General features: G+C 64.0%; 22 protein-coding genes and 1 riboswitch. Of the genes, 12 read left to right on the forward strand and 10 right to left on the reverse strand.

The window, feature by feature from the left end; all coding sequences use genetic code 11:
- Positions 1-5: 5 nt before the first annotated feature.
- Positions 6-1010 (reverse strand): ABC transporter substrate-binding protein, encoded by a 1005-nt coding sequence (locus tag ACWGTI_RS15275; protein WP_454587875.1) that lies wholly within the window; start codon positions 1008-1010, stop codon positions 6-8.
- A 253-nt stretch (positions 1011-1263) separates the two neighbouring features.
- Here ACWGTI_RS15275 and ACWGTI_RS15280 point away from each other — a divergent pair, with 253 nt between their 5' ends.
- Both ACWGTI_RS15280 and ACWGTI_RS15285 read left to right on the forward strand, forming a co-directional pair.
- Entirely contained in the window at positions 1264-1647 is a 384-nt protein-coding gene (locus tag ACWGTI_RS15280) for a RidA family protein (protein ID WP_454587876.1), read from the forward strand.
- A 56-nt stretch (positions 1648-1703) separates the two neighbouring features.
- Positions 1704-2507, forward strand: coding sequence for a creatininase family protein (locus ACWGTI_RS15285; protein ID WP_454587877.1), 804 nt, complete (start codon positions 1704-1706; stop codon positions 2505-2507).
- A 12-nt stretch (positions 2508-2519) separates the two neighbouring features.
- On the opposite strand, the gene ACWGTI_RS15290 is transcribed toward ACWGTI_RS15285, so the two are convergent.
- Positions 2520-3029 carry a tyrosine phosphatase family protein gene (locus ACWGTI_RS15290; RefSeq protein ID WP_454587878.1) on the reverse strand — a complete coding sequence of 170 codons (510 nt, stop codon included), beginning with the start codon at positions 3027-3029 and terminating at the stop codon, positions 2520-2522.
- Positions 3026-4081, reverse strand: a complete 1056-nt coding sequence (cobD, locus tag ACWGTI_RS15295; protein ID WP_454587965.1) for a threonine-phosphate decarboxylase CobD — start codon at positions 4079-4081, stop codon at positions 3026-3028. The genes ACWGTI_RS15290 and cobD overlap by 4 nt, the downstream gene beginning before the upstream one ends.
- Between cobD and cbiB the strand changes: the two genes are divergently transcribed.
- A complete protein-coding gene (cbiB, locus tag ACWGTI_RS15300) occupies positions 4080-5057 on the forward strand; it encodes an adenosylcobinamide-phosphate synthase CbiB (protein ID WP_454587879.1) in 978 nt (325 codons plus the stop codon). The two genes, cobD and cbiB, sit on opposite strands and share 2 nt — an antisense overlap.
- A 6-nt stretch (positions 5058-5063) precedes the next feature.
- On the opposite strand, the gene cobO is transcribed toward cbiB, so the two are convergent.
- The 5 genes from cobO to ACWGTI_RS15325 form a co-directional block, all read right to left on the reverse strand.
- Positions 5064-5678: a cob(I)yrinic acid a,c-diamide adenosyltransferase gene (cobO, locus tag ACWGTI_RS15305; protein WP_454587880.1), complete on the reverse strand. Its 615-nt coding sequence runs from the start codon at positions 5676-5678 to the stop codon at positions 5064-5066.
- Entirely contained in the window at positions 5678-6190 is a 513-nt protein-coding gene (cobU, locus tag ACWGTI_RS15310; RefSeq protein WP_454587881.1) for a bifunctional adenosylcobinamide kinase/adenosylcobinamide-phosphate guanylyltransferase, read from the reverse strand. The genes cobO and cobU overlap by 1 nt, the downstream gene beginning before the upstream one ends.
- Positions 6183-6992, reverse strand: a complete 810-nt coding sequence (locus ACWGTI_RS15315; RefSeq protein ID WP_454587882.1) for a CbtA family protein — start codon at positions 6990-6992, stop codon at positions 6183-6185. The genes cobU and ACWGTI_RS15315 overlap by 8 nt, the downstream gene beginning before the upstream one ends.
- Before the next feature lie 15 nt (positions 6993-7007).
- Positions 7008-7187, reverse strand: a complete 180-nt coding sequence (locus ACWGTI_RS15320; protein ID WP_112565177.1) for a CbtB domain-containing protein — start codon at positions 7185-7187, stop codon at positions 7008-7010.
- A 36-nt stretch (positions 7188-7223) separates the two neighbouring features.
- A riboswitch (cobalamin riboswitch) is annotated at positions 7224-7418 on the reverse strand.
- A gap of 67 nt (positions 7419-7485) precedes the next feature.
- Positions 7486-8178: a gamma-glutamylcyclotransferase gene (locus ACWGTI_RS15325; RefSeq protein WP_454587883.1), complete on the reverse strand. Its 693-nt coding sequence runs from the start codon at positions 8176-8178 to the stop codon at positions 7486-7488.
- 122 nt (positions 8179-8300) lie between these two features.
- Between ACWGTI_RS15325 and ACWGTI_RS15330 the strand changes: the two genes are divergently transcribed.
- The 3 genes from ACWGTI_RS15330 to ACWGTI_RS15340 all read left to right on the forward strand — a co-directional run bounded on the left by ACWGTI_RS15330 (position 8301) and on the right by ACWGTI_RS15340 (position 11195).
- Positions 8301-9464 carry an aromatic ring-hydroxylating oxygenase subunit alpha gene (locus ACWGTI_RS15330; protein ID WP_454587884.1) on the forward strand — a complete coding sequence of 388 codons (1164 nt, stop codon included), beginning with the start codon at positions 8301-8303 and terminating at the stop codon, positions 9462-9464.
- Positions 9465-9711: 247 nt separating this feature from the next.
- Positions 9712-10707 carry a DUF1624 domain-containing protein gene (locus ACWGTI_RS15335; protein WP_454587885.1) on the forward strand — a complete coding sequence of 332 codons (996 nt, stop codon included), beginning with the start codon at positions 9712-9714 and terminating at the stop codon, positions 10705-10707.
- Positions 10704-11195 carry a methyltransferase family protein gene (locus tag ACWGTI_RS15340; protein WP_454587886.1) on the forward strand — a complete coding sequence of 164 codons (492 nt, stop codon included), beginning with the start codon at positions 10704-10706 and terminating at the stop codon, positions 11193-11195. Before ACWGTI_RS15335 ends, ACWGTI_RS15340 begins: the two co-directional genes overlap by 4 nt.
- A 159-nt stretch (positions 11196-11354) precedes the next feature.
- On the opposite strand, the gene ACWGTI_RS15345 is transcribed toward ACWGTI_RS15340, so the two are convergent.
- Together ACWGTI_RS15345 and mgtE are read right to left on the reverse strand one after the other, a co-directional pair.
- Positions 11355-11741, reverse strand: coding sequence for a MerR family transcriptional regulator (locus ACWGTI_RS15345; RefSeq protein ID WP_095494799.1), 387 nt, complete (start codon positions 11739-11741; stop codon positions 11355-11357).
- A gap of 157 nt (positions 11742-11898) precedes the next feature.
- A complete protein-coding gene (gene mgtE, locus ACWGTI_RS15350; RefSeq protein ID WP_454587887.1) occupies positions 11899-13317 on the reverse strand; it encodes a magnesium transporter in 1419 nt (472 codons plus the stop codon).
- A gap of 390 nt (positions 13318-13707) precedes the next feature.
- Here mgtE and ACWGTI_RS15355 point away from each other — a divergent pair, with 390 nt between their 5' ends.
- The 6 genes from ACWGTI_RS15355 to ACWGTI_RS15380 all read left to right on the forward strand — a co-directional run bounded on the left by ACWGTI_RS15355 (position 13708) and on the right by ACWGTI_RS15380 (position 19801).
- Positions 13708-14328 carry a response regulator transcription factor gene (locus tag ACWGTI_RS15355; RefSeq protein ID WP_454587966.1) on the forward strand — a complete coding sequence of 207 codons (621 nt, stop codon included), beginning with the start codon at positions 13708-13710 and terminating at the stop codon, positions 14326-14328.
- Between the two features lie 152 nt (positions 14329-14480).
- The gene (locus ACWGTI_RS15360; RefSeq protein ID WP_454587888.1) at positions 14481-15671 is read left to right on the forward strand and encodes an aminotransferase class V-fold PLP-dependent enzyme; all 1191 of its coding nucleotides are present in this window, start codon (positions 14481-14483) and stop codon (positions 15669-15671) included.
- Positions 15672-15682: 11 nt separating this feature from the next.
- Positions 15683-16645, forward strand: coding sequence for an HpcH/HpaI aldolase/citrate lyase family protein (locus ACWGTI_RS15365; RefSeq protein WP_454587889.1), 963 nt, complete (start codon positions 15683-15685; stop codon positions 16643-16645).
- Between the two features lie 17 nt (positions 16646-16662).
- The gene (locus ACWGTI_RS15370; RefSeq protein ID WP_454577545.1) at positions 16663-17847 is read left to right on the forward strand and encodes a malate--CoA ligase subunit beta; all 1185 of its coding nucleotides are present in this window, start codon (positions 16663-16665) and stop codon (positions 17845-17847) included.
- A 14-nt stretch (positions 17848-17861) separates the two neighbouring features.
- Complete coding sequence (gene sucD / locus ACWGTI_RS15375) at positions 17862-18761, forward strand: succinate--CoA ligase subunit alpha (RefSeq protein WP_454577546.1); 900 nt, start codon at positions 17862-17864, stop codon at positions 18759-18761.
- 71 nt (positions 18762-18832) lie between these two features.
- A complete protein-coding gene (locus ACWGTI_RS15380; protein ID WP_454587890.1) occupies positions 18833-19801 on the forward strand; it encodes a 2-hydroxyacid dehydrogenase in 969 nt (322 codons plus the stop codon).
- The last annotated feature ends 33 nt before the right edge of the window (positions 19802-19834 follow it).

Genomic DNA, 19834 nt, shown 5'->3' on the forward strand with positions numbered 1-19834 from the left:
CACGATTACTTCTTCAGCTCGAGCCCGACACCCTTGTTGATGAAGGCCAGCGTATAGGCCTTCTTGATGTCGATGCCGGGCTGCGCGACCTTGGCCTTGACCATCTTGTCATAGAAATTCTGGATGCGCGCATCGGTCATGGCGCCGATGCCGAGTTTTTCCGAATCGCCGGAATCGACCACGCCGAACTTCTTCAGCTGTTCGATCGAGAAGGCGATCTGCTCATCCGTCATGTCAGGATTGTCCTTCTTGATCATGTCGTTGGCGGCCTTGTTGTCGCCATAGAGGTAATTGTACCAGCCCTTGGCCGAGCCATCGACGAAGCACTGGACGACCTCAGGCCGCTTGTCGATCGTGTCCTGCATGACCTCGACCGTGGTCGCATAGGTCTCCCAGCCATAGTCGGCGAGCAGGAACTGGTTGGGCAGGAAGCCGCCCGCTTTCTGCACCGCGAACGGCTCCGAGGTAACATAGCCCTGCTGGATCGACTTCTTGTTGGCGATGAAGGGCGCCGGATTGAAGGTGTAGGGCACGCGCTTGGCGGCATCGAAGCCGAGCTCGGTGACCATCCACTGGAAGAAGGTCTGCGCGCCTTCGTCGCCCAGTATGTACTGGTCGGCGTTTTTCAGATCTTCCCACTTGTCCAGCCCCTGCCCCGGCTGGGACATGATGACCTGCGGGTCCTTCTGGAAATCGGCCGCGACGACGCGCATCGGAATGCCCTGCTGGACGGCGTCGAAGGCCGACAGAAGGTTGCCGCCCATGTAGAAATCGAGCTTGCCGGCCAGCAGCAGCGGCCGGCCGCTGACTTGCGGACCGCCCTGCGAAATCGTCACATCGAGACCGCATGCGGCATAAGTGCCGTCGGCGACAGCCTGATAGTAACCGCCATGCTCGGGCTCGGCCAGCCAATTGGTGCCGAAGGTGACCTTCTCGTTCGCCGCCGCACCCAGCGTGCTGGCTCCAAGCAGCGCGAGCGCGCCAGCCCAAATCTTCTGTCTTCCGTACATCGACACCACCCTTTGTTGGCTCCGGAGCGTCACGCGCCGGGCTCGACACCATTGGTCTAAGAAGCAAAACACATGCCACCGCCCGGACCGCCTGCTCTACGCGGCAGTCATTGCCAAGACCGGACGGGTCATGCTGTGCAGAAAGCATCGTGCCTATTTTTTGGACGCCTGTCCACAATCGCCCGGCGACATGCACCGCATCTTGAGGGACTTGCTTTCCAGCCCTAGGCTTGACCGCAAACCGGAGATTGCCATGTTCAGATTCCTCACCCCGAAGTCGATCAAGCCGCCTTTCGCCCGCTACAGCCATGGCGTCGAAGTGCCGGCGGGCAAGCGGCTGGTGCTCTGCTCCGGTCAGGTCGCCATCACGGCGGATGACCAGATCCCGGAGGATGCCGGGGCGCAAGCCGAATTGTGCTTTCAGAACATAGCAGCGATCCTCGGCGAGGCCGGCCTGGGGCTAGGCGATATCGTGCGCATCAACGCCTACGTCACCGACCGTGCGCATCTGCGGCCCTATATGGATGTCCGCGACCGGCTGTTTACCAGCCCCGCGCCCGCCTCGACACTGATGATCGTATCGGGCTTTGCGCGGCCCGAATTCAAGGTCGAGGTCGAGGTGATCGCCGCGGGGTGATCGACAGTCAATGATTGCCGCGCTAGGTCTGGTTCATCCGTTTGAAGAGGCATGCCATGACCGTTGCAAACAGACGCGTGTGGTGGGGCGATTACCGAACCACTGAATACGCCGCGATCGACCCGGAGGCGACTGTTGCCGTTCTACCGGTGGCGGCGATCGAGCAGCACGGCCCGCATCTGCCGGTTTCGACCGACACCTCAATCATGAACGGCATGCTGGAGACGGTCATTGCCCGCCTGCCAACCGATCTCGACATCCGAATCCTGCCGGTCCAGGCGGTCGGCAAGTCGAACGAGCATTTGCATGCGCCGGGCACGCTGACCCTGCCGGCGACGACCTTGGTCGATGCTTGGACCGAGCTTGGCCTGTCAGTCGCCCGCGCCGGGGTGAGAAAACTGATCGTCGTCAATTCGCATGGCGGCAATGAAGAGATCATGGGCATCGTCACCCGCGAGCTGCGCGTGCGTGAAAGGATGCTGGCGGTGAAGACCAGCTGGCAGCGTTTTGGCCGCCCTGCCGGCATGTACACCGAGCTCGAGGACCGCCACGGCATTCATGGCGGCGATGTCGAGACCTCGTTGATGCTGCATTTCCGCCCTGACCTCGTCGACAGGGGCAAGGCCGATAATTTTGTCTCCAAGGTGGCCCGCGCCGAGAGCGAATTTGCGCTGCTGCGCCACACAGGCACACACGCCTTCGCCTGGATCGCGAGCGATCTCAACCCCAACGGCGTCGTCGGCGACGCCAGCATTGCCACGGCGGAAAAAGGCCGGCTGACCGCGGAGCATCAGGCCGATGGCTTCATCAGCCTGCTCAGGGATGTGCGTAAGGCCAAGCTTGCCGACTGGCTGGCGTAGAAGGCTTGGCGCTCAGCCGTCGATCCTGAGAACGAAAGGCGTGCCCTCAAAAGCATCGGCGCCACGCCCGATCGCCTCGATCGCTTCGATCATGCGGCCATCGCGGCCAAGCAGAGTGTCCGCGACGGCGATCAGCCGCGGGTTGGGCGTCGCCGAGGGCGAAAGCTTCCGCAACGTCTGCGCCAGCTCCACCTCGTTGCGCTTCGGAGCGAGCGCCGCCGCAATGATGTAGGCCGAGGCGGTCGAGCGGCTGATGCCGGCATAGCAATGCACGACCATTGGCTTCGCGCGATCCCATTTGCGGGCGAAGTCGAGCAGATTGCGCACATGGTCTTCGCCCGGCATGGTCATCCCGTCCTGCGCCACCGCAATATCGTGCATGACCAGATGCAGGTGGTTTTCCCTGGAGATCGAGGCCGGCCGCGTCACCTCGGTGCCGGCAGCAAGCAGCGACAGCACGCGCTCGGCGCCGCTTCTGGCCACCGTATCCTCGAGCTTTGCCAGCGAACAGACATGGATCATCGCGCAATCTCCCTGGCGCCATCGTCGCGCCGTGCGTGCCACTCTGCAAGCGCCGATTCGAGCCGCCGCCATTCCTCATTGGACCCCGGCAGCCCGGCACGCAGTACCTGCGGCCGGTCGGCAAAATGCCGAAGCAGGATGCCGTGCTCACCGAGCGCCGAAAACAGCCCGACGGCGTCCGGCATTTGAAGATAGCGAAACAGCGTCGTGCCACCGGTGACAGCGACACCGAAGCGTGCAAACAGCGCATCAAGCCGCGCCGCATCCTGGGCCAGCCGCCGCCGCATGTCAGCTTGCCAGCCGCTGTCGGCAAGCGCGCGGATGCCATACTCCAGTGCTGGGCCGGCGACGGCCCACGGGCCGAATTGCGTTTCAAGCCTTTCGACCGTCAACGCATCGGCAAGCGCAAAGCCGAGCCGCAGGCCGGCAAGGCCGAAGAACTTGCCGAAGGAACGCAGCACGACGATACCGCCCTGCCCGACATCACCGGCGAGGCTTTCCGCATCCGGGCCGACATCCATGAAGGCCTCGTCGACGACCAGTAGTCCGCCTCTGGCGCGCAATTCCGCCGCAAGTCGCAGCAGACTTTCCCGCGGCACAACGCGCCCGTCCGGGTTGTTTGGATTGACGACGATGGCGAGGTCGGCCGCAGCAAGCGCCTTGACATCGTCGGCCTCCGCGACGGCATGGCCGGCAATCGCAGCGGCCCTGGGGTGCTCGGCATAGGTCGGCCCCAACACCAGCGCCCGGCCGGGGCCCACTAGCGAAGCGACGCGCGGCAGCAGGATCTGCGTGCCCGGGGCGGATGCCACATGAGCTGCCGAAGGCGCGCCATAGGCGCCTGCCGCGATCCTGGCCAGCTCACGCAGACGCGCCGCTTCCGGCAATCGTGACAGAGCGGTGGCGGGCAGCTCGAAAAGCGGGTAGGAGTGCGGATTGATACCCGTCGAGAGATCGACGAAAGGCTGTGGCGCGTGGGGGAAGAGCGCGCTCGCCCGGCCAAGGGATCCACCGTGATCCACCGCAGCAATCGCTCCATCAGAAAGCTTCATGTCGGTCCTGATCGCTTTCCTGTCACTGGTCATCGAACGCATCCTGGGCTACCCGGACTGGCTGTTCCGTGCCGTTGGCCATCCCGTCACCTGGTTCGGCAGGCTGATATCCTTTCTCGACCTCAGGCTCAACCGCGCCGCTGATTCCGACGCCTTGCGTCGCCGCCGCGGCGTACACGCGCTGCTGGTCATTGTGCTGGTGCCGGCGGTGATTGCCTTCATCGTACAAATCCTGCTCTGGCAGCTCTTTCCTGCCGGCATGATCGTCACGGCGATCCTGGCATCGTCGCTGCTGTCGCAGAAGAGTCTCACCGAACATGTCGAAGCCGTGGCCGATGCGCTGGACACAGGCGGACTGGCGCTCGGGCGCATTGCGGTTGCGCGCATCGTCGGCCGCGATCCCGAAAAGCTCGATCACGCCGGCGTCAGCCGCGCCGCGATCGAAAGCCTGGCAGAGAATTTTTCCGATGGCATCGTCGCACCCGCCTTCTGGACCGGCGTTTGCGGGCTGGCCGGCGGCGTCGCCTACAAGGCCGCCAACACCGCCGATTCGATGATCGGCCACCGCACCCCGCGCCACGAGGCCTTCGGCCGGGCGGCAGCACTTTTCGACGACTGGATCAACCTGCCGGCCTCCCGGCTGACCGCGCTGCTCATCATTGGCGCCGCCTTTCTTGTCAGTGGCGCCGATCCCCGCAACGCTTGGGAAGCAGTGCGGCGCGACGCCAAAAAGCATCGCTCGCCCAATGCCGGCTGGCCAGAGGCCGCTATGGCCGGCGCCCTCGGCCTGGCGCTCGCCGGCCCGCGCAGCTATGGGGGCGTTGTCGTTGAGGATGCGTTCATGGGCGAAGGCGGCCGGCGCGAGGCGGAGAGCCTGGACATCAGGCGGGCGCTGAAACTCTATCAGGTCGCGGATTATCTGCTGATTGGGTTGTTCGGATTGCTCTCGGCGGTACTGATCTATCTGACGTTCTGAAATAGGTTAGAACTCGATCCCCTGCTGCGCTTTCACGCCGGCCGAGAAATGATGCTTGGTCACGCCCATTTCCGTGACGAGGTCGGCGGCCTCGACCAGTGCCGGCTTGGCGTTGCGGCCGGTGACGACGACATGCAGGCCTTCGCGCCGCGCTTTCAACGCCGCCACCACCTTGTCGAGGTCGAGATAGTCGTAGCGCAGCGCGATGTTCAGTTCGTCGAGCACGACAAGGCTGATAGAGGGTTCGGCGATCAGCTCCAGCGCCTTGGCCCAGGCGGCTTCGGCAGCCGCGATGTCGCGCTTCAGATCCTGCGTTTCCCAAGTGAAACCCTCGCCCATCGTGTGCCAGACGACGCGGTCGCCGAAGGCGGCAAAGGCATCCTTTTCGCCGGTGTGCCATTTGCCCTTGATGAACTGGACGACGCCGACACGCTTGCCGTAGCCGAGCATGCGCAACGCCAGCCCGAAGGCAGCCGTGGTCTTGCCCTTGCCGGGGCCTGTGTTGACGATCAGCAGCCCCTTCTCGACCGTCTTTTCCGCAACCTCGGCATCCTGCACCGCCTTGCGCTTGGCCATCTTGGCGCGGTGGCGTTCTTCGTCTCTTGCGTCGATATCGGTCATTATTTCACCTTGAGCGGCAGCCCGGCCACCATCAATAGCACCGTATCGGCAATGGCCGCGACCTGCTGGTTGAGCCGGCCGGCAGCGTCGCGGAAACGGCGCGCCAGCGCATTTTCGGGTACGATGCCTTGCCCGACTTCGTTGGAGACCACGAACCACGGTCCGCGCGGCCGCGCCAGCACATCGCCAAGCCGCCGGCATTCTGCGTCAAGATCATGGTCGGAAAGCATATGATTGGTCAACCACAGCGTCAGGCAGTCGACGAGCACTGGCTGGTTGTCGGGTAGCGCCTTGAGCGCGCCGGCGAGGTCGAGCGGCGCATCGATGGTCGCCCACCCCTCGCCGCGCCGCGACCTATGCAACGCGATGCGCGCGCGCATCTCGTCGTCATAGGCTTCAGCGGTGGCGATATAGATCCATGACGGCGGCAGTGCCGTCGCCAGGGTCTCGGCGTGCGCGCTCTTGCCGGAGCGCGCACCGCCGATGATGAAGGTCAAACTGCGATCAGGCAAAGCTGTCGCGCAGGCTGGTCGTCGTACCGGTGAAGCGTCCGCGCACCACGCCAATGACGGCGCCGAGCACCAGCCAGAACACCAGATTGGTCACCGTCACCGCCACCACGAACTGATGGTGCAGGCCTTCCGGGATCGGCGTCTCGAAACTGTCGGGCTGTGGCGCGCCGACAATATGCGGGGCGACAATCAGGACAACGGCAAGGACAGTCAGCGGCGCCGAGGTGCGGAAGGCGATCAAGGCAAGGCCAATGGCGGTCGCCGCCACCGTTGACCACCACCAGATCTGGCGCGGCATGAGATCGGCCGCCGGCATTGCCGGCAGTTCCGGCGGCAGGCCGAGGCCCGGCGCCAGCGTGAACACGGCAAAGCCGGCCAGACCCCAGAATACGCCCTGGCGCCAGTTGCCGATGCCACCGGCGAATTCGGAAACCGCCACCAGGACCAGCGCGAAGCCGATGCCGGTGACGATATTGGCCAGCACGCTGAACGCGAAGCGCTCGAAGCCATCGGCCGGCGCCCAGCCTTCGTCCTCCGCCGGCGCGGCCGCTTCAGCCGGTGCGGGTGCTGCGGTGCTCATGGCATTTTCCGCCGGCGCAGCGGTGCTCATGGCCTTGGTGCCCGCAGCGTTGGCGGCGGGCGCCGCAGCATGCTCATGGTCATGGCCGCCACCGGCCTGTTCGTAGACTTCCGCCTTCAAGATGAGCGGCACGGTGGCATAGGCCTGCATGCAGGCGAGAACGACGCCAGCCACGAGCCCGGCAATCGCCGCGACGAACACGACGTTGCGAAACAGGTTCATGATGTCAGATCCTCGTCAGTGGCAGGGAAACGCCATCGAATGGCGATAGTCGTGCGCGGCATTGTGGACAGCATCGATATGCGAGAAGCCGACAACGCCGATGACGAAAATGCCTAGAAACGCGCTTAGCACGAGCTGCATGAAGCGCGACTGCGAGGAGACGGAAGCGCCGAGGGAGACGGAAGCGGTATTCATATCTTGTCCTTTCGCCCTCCACCCGAGGGCATCGAAGTCAGTTCCCTGTCGCCGGCAGGTCTCCTGGCTCGCGGATCAGCGCCCTTCCCCACCTTCCCGAAGAAAAATCCTCAGTGGCTTGGAGAGGACTACCGCACACAGTTGCGGGGGCAGCCACGGCATCGGGCAACAAGTCAGCCCTCACCGCATTCCCTCTTGGTCCCTAATGGAACCGACGACATGCGTGACTATAGGCTGAAACAGCCGCATCCGGCAAACCAAATTCCGCCGGCCAACAGCGCGAATGCGCCATGCAGCGTTACGTGTTCAAGGCGGTGATCCGATCGGCAACCAGCCGCTGCAGCCGCCACAGATGACGATCGTGAATGCCGCGCTCCTCCAGATTCTTCACCGTGTTGTAGAGATAGTCGGCGCCCGACCCCCAGTGCCCGCAGGATGTGGCCAGCCTGTCGACGATCTTCGCTTCGTCGAGCGGGCCGGAATAGGTCAGCCCGTTGCGGTTGATGACGAAAGCCAGGGCTCTGAGCGGACCGGCCTCGCTTGCAAGCTTCAGCATGCGCGGCCGGTAGCTTGTCGGCTTCAGTGTGATTTCGCGCCGGAACAGCCGGCCCAACTGCTCTCGCCGGTTGTCATCGGCCAGCCGGAAGGCGACGCCCTTGCACTGTCCGCCACTGTCGAGCGCCATCATCAGGCCCGGGCTTTCCTTGGTGCCCCGCCAGCGCGTCATGTTCATGCAAAAGGAGCGGTGCCAGCCGCGCGCCAGGGCGACGCGGTCCTCGACATAATCGATTTCCGGTTTCCAGATCAGCGAGCCGTAGCCGAACAGCCACAGCGGTTCGCTATCGGGGAGTTCGGCCTGAAGTTCGTCCAGCAGCGCATCGTAGTCGCTGTCATCGAGGTGCATCGCCTCCGGGTCAGGTCCGGCGTCGGCGATCTCGCGCCAGCAGCGCGCGACCAATTCCGGCGTAAGCGACATCTGTCGTGCGGCCACGTTCCGAATCCCCCATATCCACGACATGATTATGCGCCGCGCCCCAAACCGGCAATGCGGCACCCTGATTGACAAACGATTTGCCGGGGTGTCGGCTGGCGTATCCTTAGAGGACGCCAGCCATGCAACCCAATCCAAGCCAGCGCGCCCCCTACAACGGCCTGACCAAGGCCGAACCGACGCTGCCGTCCTCGGCCTATTGGGACGCGGAAAGCTACCAGCGCGATCTCGACGCCATCTGGTACAAAAGCTGGCTGCTCGTCTGCCGCGAGGCCGACCTTGCCCAGCCTTTGGCGTTCAGGACCTTCCGCGTCGGCACGCAGGAGATCGTCGTGCTGCGCGACGACACCGGCGAACTGCGCGCCTTCCACAACACCTGCCGGCATCGCGGTTCGCAACTGTGCCAGGAGAGCGAGGGCCGGCTGAAGGCGCGGCTCATCACCTGCCCCTACCACGCCTGGTCCTATTCGCTGCGCGGCGACCTCGTGCGCGTTCCCTCGAAATTGCTGCCCGAGGGTTTCGACAAGGCCGACCATCCGCTCTACCGCGTGGCGCTCTCGGTCTGGCGCGGCTTTGTCTTCGTCAACCTGCAGGAGGATGCCACCGGCTCGGCCCAGGCATCCTTCGATCCGGCATCCGGCAACCTCGGCAACTGGCCGCTGGAAACGCTGATATCAGGCCATGTGCTGCGCAAGGTGATGAACTGCAACTGGAAGATCTTTTGGGAGAACTTCAACGAGTGCTTGCACTGCCCCGGCGTCCACAAGGACCTGTCGCGGCTGGTGCCGATTTACGGCCGCGGCCTGATGAGCCGGCACGACGACCCCGAATGGGTTCGCCATGCCGACAATGACGCGCCGGAGTTTTCCGGTGGCTTGCGCGCCGGCGCCGAGACCTGGTCGCGCGATGGACACGCCCATGGCCCGGTCTTCTCCGGCCTGACGCCGGCCGAGCGCGCGGCCGGCCAGACCTATGCCACCAATCTGCCCTCGATGTTCATCGTCGGCCATGTCGACTATGTCCGCACCGTGCGGCTGACACCGCTCGGCCCCGAGCAGACCGAACTCACCGCCGAATGGCTGTTCGCGCCGGAGGCACTGGCTGAGACCGACATCGACAATGTCGTCGCCTTCGGCACCCAGGTGCTGGAGGAGGATGCCGCGATCTGCGAGATCAACCAGAAAGGCCTGCGCTCGATGCGCCACCAGGCGGGCGTGCTGATGCCCGAGGAATACGATCTGCACCGCTTCCACAACTGGGTGCGCGAGCGGCACGCGGCGCTCTGATCCTCAGAGAGACTTCGGCAGATAGCGCCACGTTGCGAAGCCGCAGACCGCGCCAGCACGCTGGGCGTGGCGAACACCGATCCGTTCCCGGCAAAAAACGAATTCGGTCAAAGGCCTTCCGCCGCAGGCCTCAAGCGTCGGCTGATGCAGCATGCGCGATGCGCCCCGCAGGCAAGCGCGGGCGGCCTTCTTTTGTCCGGTGCAACCGTGATAGTCGTCTTCAAGGGCTGATTCAGATCGCGAGACCATGAGCATTCATACCGCACCCCCTGGAGATCGACCGAAGCGCATCGTCGCCATCGACATCGTGCGCGGCATCGCGCTGATCGCCATGGCCAGCTACCACTTCACCTGGGATCTCGAAAATTTCCACTACACCGATCCCGGCCTTACCGCCGTCGGCTGGTGGAAGATCTATGCGCGCTGCATCGCCTCGACCTTCCTGTTCCTGGTCGGCGTCAGCCTGTTCCTCGCCCATGGCAGGCAGATCCGCTGGAACGGCTTCTGGAAGCGGTTCGCCATGGTAGCCGTCGCGGCGGTGGCCATATCGGCGGTCACGTATTTCATCACGCCCGACAGCTTCATCTTCTTCGGCATCCTGCACGAGATCGCGCTGGCCAGCCTGCTCGGCCTTCTGTTCCTGCGGCTGCCGGCGCTGCTGACGCTGGTCGTGGCGGCGATGGTGATCGCAGCCCCCCTCTATCTCCGATCCGAAGCCTTCGATCATCCAGCACTTTGGTGGGTCGGCCTGTCGGCGATCAACCCGCGCTCCAACGATTATGTGCCGCTGTTTCCATGGTACGGCGCGGTGCTTTTCGGCATCGCCGCGGCAAAACTCGCCTCCACCAGCGGCGTGCTGGCGCGGCTGGCGACGCTGACATCAGGAAGCTGGGCCAAGCCGCTCACCTTCATCGGCCGCCACAGCCTGGCTTTCTACCTGATCCACCAGCCGTTGCTGTTCGGCTGTGTCTGGCTGTTCTCGCAGATCGCGCCGGCGCCGGTCGAGACACGGGAAGTGGTGTTCCTCAAGGAATGCCAGGTATCCTGCGAACAGCAGCGCGACACGGAGTTCTGCGCCAGCTATTGTGTGTGCATGCTGGACACGCTGCAAGGCGAGGCAGCATTCGACCGGCTCTACAATGGCGACCAGACCCCGGAGTTCAAGGCGCATCTCGGTGAACTCGCCGGCATCTGCACCGCCAAGACGGAGGAGAGCCCGATGACGCAGGGAGGGCAACAATGACCGACAAGGCGCCAAAACCCGGGCCGCCGAAACGAGGACTGATTCCGTGGCCGCCGCTGATCTACTGCGCCGCCATCGCCATCAGTGTCGTGCTCGGCTTACTCTATCCCCTGCCCTGGATCGGCGACCTGCTGGGCGACCTTTTGTTCGCCGCCGGCTTTGTGGTGCTGTTTGCCGTCGCCGCACTGTGGTTCACCGCGATCCGCACCATGATGCGGGCCAGGACGACCATGAACCCCAATGGCGTGCCGGAGCATCTGGTGACGTCAGGCCCGTTCGGCGTCACCCGCAATCCGATGTATCTCGCCAACACGCTGCTGCTGATTGGCGCCGCCTTCGTTTCAGGGATCGTCTGGTTCCTGCCGCTGGCGCTGATCGCGGCCTTCGCCACCCAGAAGGTCGCGATCGAGAGCGAGGAAAAAGTGCTGGCGGCCAAATTCGGCAAGAAGTATCGCGACTACGCCAAGCGGGTCCGGCGCTGGATCTGAGAGCGGTACTTCGGCGAGTGACTGATACGCCCACGGGCGGAGCAAGCAGCGAGTTGCGAAATTATGCGCCGCGGCACTCCACGGCCAAGGTCACGGAATGGATTCCAGGGTCTTCGCGACGGAGCTTCCGCTCCTGCTTCGCCCTAGAATGACGAAGGTTCAGGTATTAACCCCTAGCTCCACCAGCCGCTCCACGCACGACTCTTCCGCCTGGTCGAGTTCCGCCAGCGTTTCTTCAAGATCCCGCCGCTTCTGCCTGAGATCCTCGCGCTTTTCCTCGATGCGCCTGATCATCAGGTTGAGCTGGCCGACCTCGCCTGGCGGCTCCTTGTACATCTGGATGATTTCGCGAATCTCGTTGATCGAGAAGCCGAGTCGCTTTCCACGCATGATCTGGCGGATCAGATGTCGGTCCGAAGGTCGAAACAGCCTTGTGCGGCCGCGCCGGACCGGCTGCACCAGCCCCTCATCCTCGTAAAAGCGCAGCGTGCGCGTCGACACGTCGAATTCGCGCGTCAGTTCGGTGATCGAATAATATTCCCGCATTCTCGCTCCAAATGTCGGACATTGGAAAATGACCGGTCGCCGGCATTTCCAACGCATTCCGATCAACCCCGTTCCAAGCCGGACTCGGCGTGAAACCCCGACACGAACGTCGCACGGCATTTACGTAAAAGTCAATTGAGGCCGCGCTGCCCTTTCTCTAGGGCACCGCGAACCACCAGGTCGCCAGGCCAAGAAAGGCAAAAAAACCAACGACGTCGGTGACCGTGGTGACGAAAACCGCCGACGCCACCGCCGGATCGATCTTGAAGCGGTCGAGCAACAGCGGGATCAGGATGCCGGCAAGGGCGGCCACGAACATGTTGATGATCATCGCCGCCGCGATGATGCCGCCCAGATTGGGATCGCGGAACCAGGCCGCAGCGACGATGCCTATCAGCACGGCAAAGATGATGCCGTTGATCGAACCCACGCCCATTTCGCGGCGGATGATGCGTCCGGCATTGTAGATGTCGAGGTCCTTCGTCGCCAGCGCACGCACGGTGACGGTCATGGTCTGCGAGCCCGCATTGCCGCCCATGCCGGCCACGATCGGCATCAGTACGGCCAGCGCCACGATGTGCTCGATGGTGCGGTCGAACAGGCCGATCACCGATGCTGCGAGGAACGCGGTCAGCAAATTTACGAGCAGCCAGGGAACGCGCGAGCGCGAGGTCGACAGGATGCTGTCGGACAACTCTTCGTCGCCGACGCCGCCCATTCGCAACAGATCTTCCTCGGCCTCCTGCTGGATGACGTCGACGACATCGTCAATGGTCAGCACGCCGACCAGCCGTTCGTTCTCGTCGACGACGGCGGCGGAGAGAAGATCGTACTGTTCGAAGTCCCGCGCCGCCTCTTCCTGGTCCATGGTGGCCGGGATGGCGTGACGCGTCTCATGCATCACCTCCTCGACCTTGACCGCGCGCTTGGTGCGCAGGATCTGGTCGAGGTCGATAGCCCCAAGCAGCTTGAAGCTCGGATCGATGACGAAGATCTGGCTGAAACGGTCGGGAAGGTTCTTGTCCTCACGCATGTAGTCGATCGTCTGGCCGATGGTCCAGAACGGCGGCACGGCGACGAACTCGGTCTGCATGCGGCGGCCGGCCGTCTCTTCGGGATAGTCGAGCGAGCGGCGCAGCCTGATCCGCTCGGTGAACGGCAGTTGCGACAGGATCTCGTCCTGGTCTTCCTTTTCGAGGTCTTCGAGAATGTAGACCGCGTCGTCGGAATCGAGGTCCTGAACGCCCTGGGCGATCTGTTCGTTGGGCAGGCTGTCGACGATGTCGCGGCGGATCGCCTCGTCGACTTCGGTCAGCGCCGAAAAGTCGAAATCGGTGCCGAGAAGCTCGACCAGGGCGCGGCGCTGTTCGGGGTGCAGCGCCTCGAGCAGATCGCCGAGTTCCGACTGGTGCAGGTCGTCGACTTCGCGCTTCAGCGTCAGCGTGTCGCGATCGGCGATGGCAGCGCCGATCTGCGCCAGGAACGACGACAGAACGACGCCGTCCTCGCCATAGATGTCGACGTGGGTGTCGTCAGCGGCTTTGGCGCCGCTCGTCTGTTCGTGTTCGCCTTCCACCGGCGCCTCCCGCCATCAGGATTCCGGACAAACTGCAATCTTAGGAATAGAGCATGAAGCGGCAGTACGATTCGATTTGCGAACCTATCGCCCTAACGCACGGAATATCAAACGAAATACACCCTATCCGGTCAATTGACGACACCGGGCAGCAAGATCGCTCCAGCCGCAGCAACGATGCCGTTTCCATCAAAAACCGATGCCCCACCGGCTTAAGGCAGCGCGACAGCGCATGTCGCTGGGGAAAGAGCACCCCCTAGCGGTTGAGGCAGAATTGTCATGATGCAGGTCCCGATATCAGCCGGACCCGCCCAGGCCCGCAACCAGAACAGCCGGAAGCCCTTGAAGACCAGGTCACAGACAGAAACCAAGGCAACCGCGGAACGGCGCGTGCGCGTGGTCGTGGCCGAACGCAATCCGCTCGTGATATCGGCGCTACGCGAAATGCTGGACTGCGACGGGCGCTTCGAGCTCCTGGCCTGTGTGCAAAGCGGCAGGCGTTTCATCGAGCTGGCAGCGGAAGGTGAATTCGACGTCGCCGTCATCGGCTGGAAGCTCGCCGACATGGACGGCGCCGATGTGTTGGCCGAGGTTCACAGCCGCAAGCTCGGCGTGCGCATCGCGGTGTTTTCCAACGACCACGACATCGGCATCCTGAAGCAGTGCGTGCGGCTCGGCGCCCAGGGCTACTGCTTCCAGTTCGACGACCCGTCGATCATCTTCGAAACGATCCTGGCGGTCGCGCATGGCCGCATCTGCATCCCCTATATCGACATCAACAAGGTCAACGACACGCCCTTGGCGCAGCTCACCGTGCGCGAGCGCGAACTGCTGGCGGTGCTGTCCGACGGCTGGACCAATCTGCAGATCGCAACGCGGACGGGGATTTCCGAGAATACGGTAAAATACCACCTCAAGAATCTCTACGACAAGCTCGACGTCCGCAATCGGGCCATGGCTGTCGCCCTCTATTCGAGGGAAAGGCGCACCTCGAAACAACCTTTCGGGTAGGACAAACACCGTGCTACCCGGGTAGGCCGATCGGGTAGGCCTCCCCCACCCGCAGGCAGTGAGATGTTACCCGGCAAGGTGTTGTCGCCTTTAGCCGTCGAAACGAAACTCCCCATCATCACCGCTTTGCTGGATCAGGAGGAGTTCGCACCATGGCCGGTTTCACCCATCTTTTCATTCCCGGACCGACCAATATTCCCGAGCAGGTCCGGCAGGCGATGAACCTGCCGATGGAGGATATGCGCGCCGCGTCCTTCCCGGATCTCACTTTGCCGCTGTTCGAAGACATCAAAAAAGTTTTCAAGAACGAGACCGGCCGCGTCTTCATCTACCCCTCCTCCGGCACCGGCGCCTGGGAAGCGGCGATGACCAATGTGCTCAGCCCCGGCGACCGCGTGCTGATGTCGCGCTTCGGCCAGTTCTCGCATCTGTGGGTCGACATGGCCGAGCGCCTCGGCTTCGAGGTCGATGTCATCGACTGCGAATGGGGAACGGGTGTGCCGCTCGAGCTCTATGCCGAGCGGCTGAAGGCCGACAAGGCGCACCAGATCAAGGCGGTCTTCTGCACCCAGAACGAGACGGCGACCGGTGTCACCAGCGATGTCGCTGGCTGCCGCGCCGCGCTCGACGACGCAAACCACCCTGCCCTGCTGTTTGTCGACGGCGTCTCGTCGATCGGCTCGATCGACTTCCGCCAGGAGGAATGGGGCGTCGACTGCGCTGTCTCGGGCTCACAGAAAGGTTTCATGCTGCCCGCCGGCCTCGGTTTCCTCTCCGTCAGCCAGAAAGCGCTCGCCGCATCGCGCACGGCGACGCACCGCCGCTGCTACTTCTCCTTCGAGGACATGATCCGTACCAACGACACCGGCTATTTTCCCTATACGCCGGCTACACAGCTGCTGCGCGGCCTGCGCGCCTCGCTCGACCTGATCGCCGAGGAAGGGCTCGAAACCATTTTTTCCCGCCACCATCGTCTGGCCGAAGGCGTGCGCAAGGCGGTCGATGCCTGGGGCCTGAAGCTATGCGCCAAGGCGCCGAAATGGCACTCCGATACGGTCAGCGCCATTCTGGTGCCGGAAGGCATCGACAGCGCCAACGTCGTCAAGCGTGCAGCCGGGGCCTACCAGACCTCTCTTGGCGGCGGGCTGAACAAGGTGGCCGGCAAGGTCTTCCGCATCGGCCATCTCGGCTGGCTGAACGAGGTGATGGTGCTGGCCTCTCTGTCCGCGGCTGAACTTACGCTGCTCGATTGCGGCGTCCGGCTGGCGCCAGGCTCCGGTGTCGGTGCCGCCATCCAGCATTTCCGCGCCTCGGCCGCCGTGCCGGTCGCCGAAGCCGCCTGAGGGACAAGACGATGAGCCACACCATCAACCATTTGAAGAAACTGCGGCTGCAGCGCAGCGAACTTGCGGTTCCCGGCTCCAGCCCGGAGATGATCGACAAGGCGGCCAACAGCGCCGCCGACTTCATCTTCCTCGACATCGAGGATGCGGTCGCCCCGCCCGACAAGGAGCGCGCCCGCAAGAACATCATCCAGGCGCTGAACGACATCGACTGGCGCGCCAAGGGCAAGACCGTCTCGGTGCGCATCAACGGGCTCGACACCCATTACATGTACCGCGACGTGGTCGACGTCATGGAACAGGCCGGCGACAGGCTGGACACCATTCTGGTGCCGAAAGTCGGCGTGCCGGCCGACCTCTACATGGTCGAGGCCATGGTCAGCCAGATCGAGATGGCGAAGGGCTACAAGACCCGCGTCGGTCTCGAGGCGCTGATCGAAACCGCGCTCGGCATGGCCAATGTCGAGGCGATTGCCGCCACGCCCGGCCGGCTGGAAGCCATGCATTTCGGCGTCGCCGATTACGCCGCTAGCTGCAAGGCCCGCACCGTCAACATTGGCGGCCTCAACCCCGATTATCCCGGCGACCAGTGGCATTTCGCGCTGTCGCGCATGACCGTCGCCTGCCGCGCCTATGGCCTGCGCGCCATTGACGGGCCGTTCGGCGACTTCTCCGATCCGGAGGGCTACATCGCCGGCGCCAGGCGCGCCGCGGCGCTGGGCATCGAAGGCAAATGGGCCATCCACCCGTCGCAGATCGCGCTTGCCAACGACGTCTTCTCGCCGCCGGAAAAGGAAGTCACCCGCGCCAGGCGCATCCTTGAGGTGCTGAAGGAGGCCGAGGCCGCCGGCAAGGGCGCGGCAGCGCTCGACGGCAAGATGATCGACGCCGCGTCGGAGCGCATGGCGCGCAACGTGCTGGTGGTGAACGAAGCGATCGAACGCGCGGGCCAGGCCCGCGTCGCCGCGCACTAATACACCGGGAGGACAAGATGGACATCCACGAATACCAGGCCAAGGAACTGCTGGCCCGCCACGGCGTGCACGTGCCGCGCGGCGGACTGGCCTACAGCCCCGAGCAGGCGACCTACAGGGCGCGCGAAATCGGCGGCGGCAAATGGGTGCTGAAGGCGCAGGTTCACTCCGGCGCGCGCGGCAAGGCAGGCGGCATCAAGCTGTGCGTCAATGACGACGAGATTTCCAACGCCGCCGAAGCGATGCTCGGCCGCAAGCTGGTGACCAACCAGACCGGCCCGCGCGGAAAACTGATCTCGCGTCTCTATCTCGAGGAAGCCGTCGATATCGCGCAGGAGCTCTATCTCGGCTTCGTCCTCGACCGGAAGGAGGAGCGCGTCATGATCGTCGCTTCGGCAGCGGGCGGCATGGAAATCGAGGAGATCGCCGAGACTGCGCCGGATTCGATCATCCGCGCGGCGGTCGATCCCGGCGTCGGCATGCAGCGCTTCCAGGCGCGCGAAATCGCCTTCGGGCTTGGGCTTGAGGACAATCTGATCGGCAAGGCGACCGAAACCATCTTCAGCTGCTACCAGGTGTTCCGCGACTACGACGCCTCGATGCTGGAGATCAACCCGCTGGTGGTGACCCGCGACGGCAATCTGATCGCGCTCGACGCAAAGATGTCGTTCGACGAGAACGCGCTGTTCCGGCGGCCGGAAATCTCCGAACTGCGCGACAAGAGCCAGGAAGACCCGCGCGAAACCTTCGCCAGCGACCGTGGCCTCTCCTATGTCGGCCTCGACGGCAACATAGGCTGCATCATCAATGGCGCGGGCTTGGCTATGGCCACCATGGACATGATCAAGATCGCCGGCGGCGAGCCGGCCAACTTCCTCGACATTGGCGGCGGCGCCTCGCCCGAGCGTGTGGCGAAATCCTTCCGAGCCGTGCTCGGCGACAAGAATGTCGAGACCATCCTGGTCAACATCTTTGCCGGCATCAACCGCTGCGACTGGGTCGCCGAGGGCGTCATCAAGGCGATCCGCGAGGTCGGCGTCACCGTGCCGCTGGTGGTGCGGCTCTCCGGCACCAAGGCCGAGGAAGGTCGAAAAATCCTGGCCGATTCCGGCGAAGCGGTGATCGTTGCCGACACGCTGGCCGAAGCCGCCGAAAAGGCCGTCGCCGCATGGCGCGCGGCCACCAAGAAAAAAGCAGCCTGAGGGAGGGAGAACACATGGCAATCCTGCTCAACCGCAGCACCCGCGTCATCGTCCAGGGGTTCACCGGCAAGATCGGCAGTTTTCATGCCGAGGACATGAAGCGCTACGGCACCAAGCTGGTCGGCGGCGTCACCCCCGGCAAGGGCGGCCAGAAGCATCTCGGCCTGCCCGTCTTCAACACGGTCAAGGGCGCGGTGCGCGAGACCCGCGCCGAGGCCAGCATCGTCTTCGTGCCGCCGCCCTTCGCCGCCGATTCGATCATGGAAGCGGCGGATGCCGGCATCAAGCTCTGCGTCTGCATCACCGACGGCATCCCTTCGCAGGACATGATGCAGGTCAAACGCTACATGCGCCGCTACCGCTACGAAGACCGCATGCGGCTGATCGGCCCGAACTGCGCCGGCGTCATTACGCCGGGACAGGCGCTGATGGGCATCATGCCGGGCTCGATCTATCTGCCCGGCCGCGTCGGCATTGTCGGCCGCTCCGGCACGTTGGGCTACGAAGCCGCGTCGCAGATGAAGGCGCTCGGCATCGGCGTTTCGACCAGCGTCGGCATCGGCGGCGATCCGATCAACGGCTCTTCGTTCAAAGATATGCTGAAGCTGTTCGAGCAGGATGACGAGACCGACGCCGTGGTGATGATCGGCGAGATCGGCGGTCCACAGGAAGCCGAAGCCGCGATCTGGGCGCGCGACAATATGAGGAAGCCGCTGATCGCGTACATCGCCGGCCTCTCCGCTCCGAAAGGCCGCCGCATGGGCCACGCCGGCGCCATCATCTCGGCCTTCGGCGAGTCGGCGCAGGAGAAGGTCGAAATCCTCAAAGACGCGGGCGTCGTCATCGTGCCGACGCCGTCGTCCTTCGGCGAGGTGGTGGCCGATACGCTGTCGCGGATGAAGAAAGCGGCGTGAGGCCAACGCCTGAATATCCGGAATGTGAGGGTTGGCGCCATCGCCAACCCCGTCGATTGGCAGGATGTCAGATGAAACCGCGTTTGATTGTCACCCGCAAATGGCCGGCCGCGGTCGAAGCGATCCTCGCCGAGCGCTTCGACACGACGTTCAACATCAGCGACACGCCCTTGAGCCCGGCCGCGATTGGATCGGCTTTCGCCGACTATGATGCGATCCTGGCAACGGTCAGCGACCGCTTGCCAGACGAGGTGTTTCCAGAATCCTCCGCTCGCACCCGGATCATCGCCAATTTCGGCGTCGGCTTCAGTCATATCGATGTCGCGGCCGCCCGCGAACGCGACATCGTGGTGACCAACACGCCGGGTGTGCTGACCGATTGCACCGCCGACCTGGCGCTCAGCCTGATCCTGGCTGTGGCGCGGCGGACCGGCGAAGGCGAGCGCCAGCTACGCGCCGGAGAATGGCGCGGCTGGTCGCCGACGCACATGGCCGGCGCGAAAGTGTCGGGCAAGACGCTCGGCATTGTCGGCATGGGCCGCATCGGCAAGGCAACCGCCAGGCGCGCGCATTTCGGTTTCGGCATGAGGATCGTGTTCTTCAACCGCTCGCCGATCGACGACGACGAGACCCGCGCCATGGGCGCCGTCCAGATGCAAACCCTGGAAGGACTGCTCACGGCATCCGACTTCGTGTCCTTGCACTGTCCGGGTGGCGCGGAAAACCGCCACCTCATCGACGCCCGCAGCCTGCGGCTGATGAAACCCGGCGCCTTCCTGATCAACACGGCACGAGGCGACGTCGTCGATCAGGACGCCCTGATCGGTGCGCTGGAAAGGCGCGAAATCGCCGGCGCGGGCCTCGATGTTTTTGACGGCGAACCGGCTGTTCCAGAAGCACTGAAGCGGCTGGAGAACGTGGTCCTGTTGCCGCATCTGGGCTCCGCGACCGAGGAAACGCGGGTGGCGATGGGCATGAAGGTGGTGGAGAACCTGACCGCCTTCTTCGAGGGCCGCCCGGTGCCAGATCGGGTCGCCTGACCACAGGCCAACCTCGGCCCGAGGAGGAAAGCG

Source organism: Mesorhizobium sp. ArgA1 (assembly GCF_053714375.1).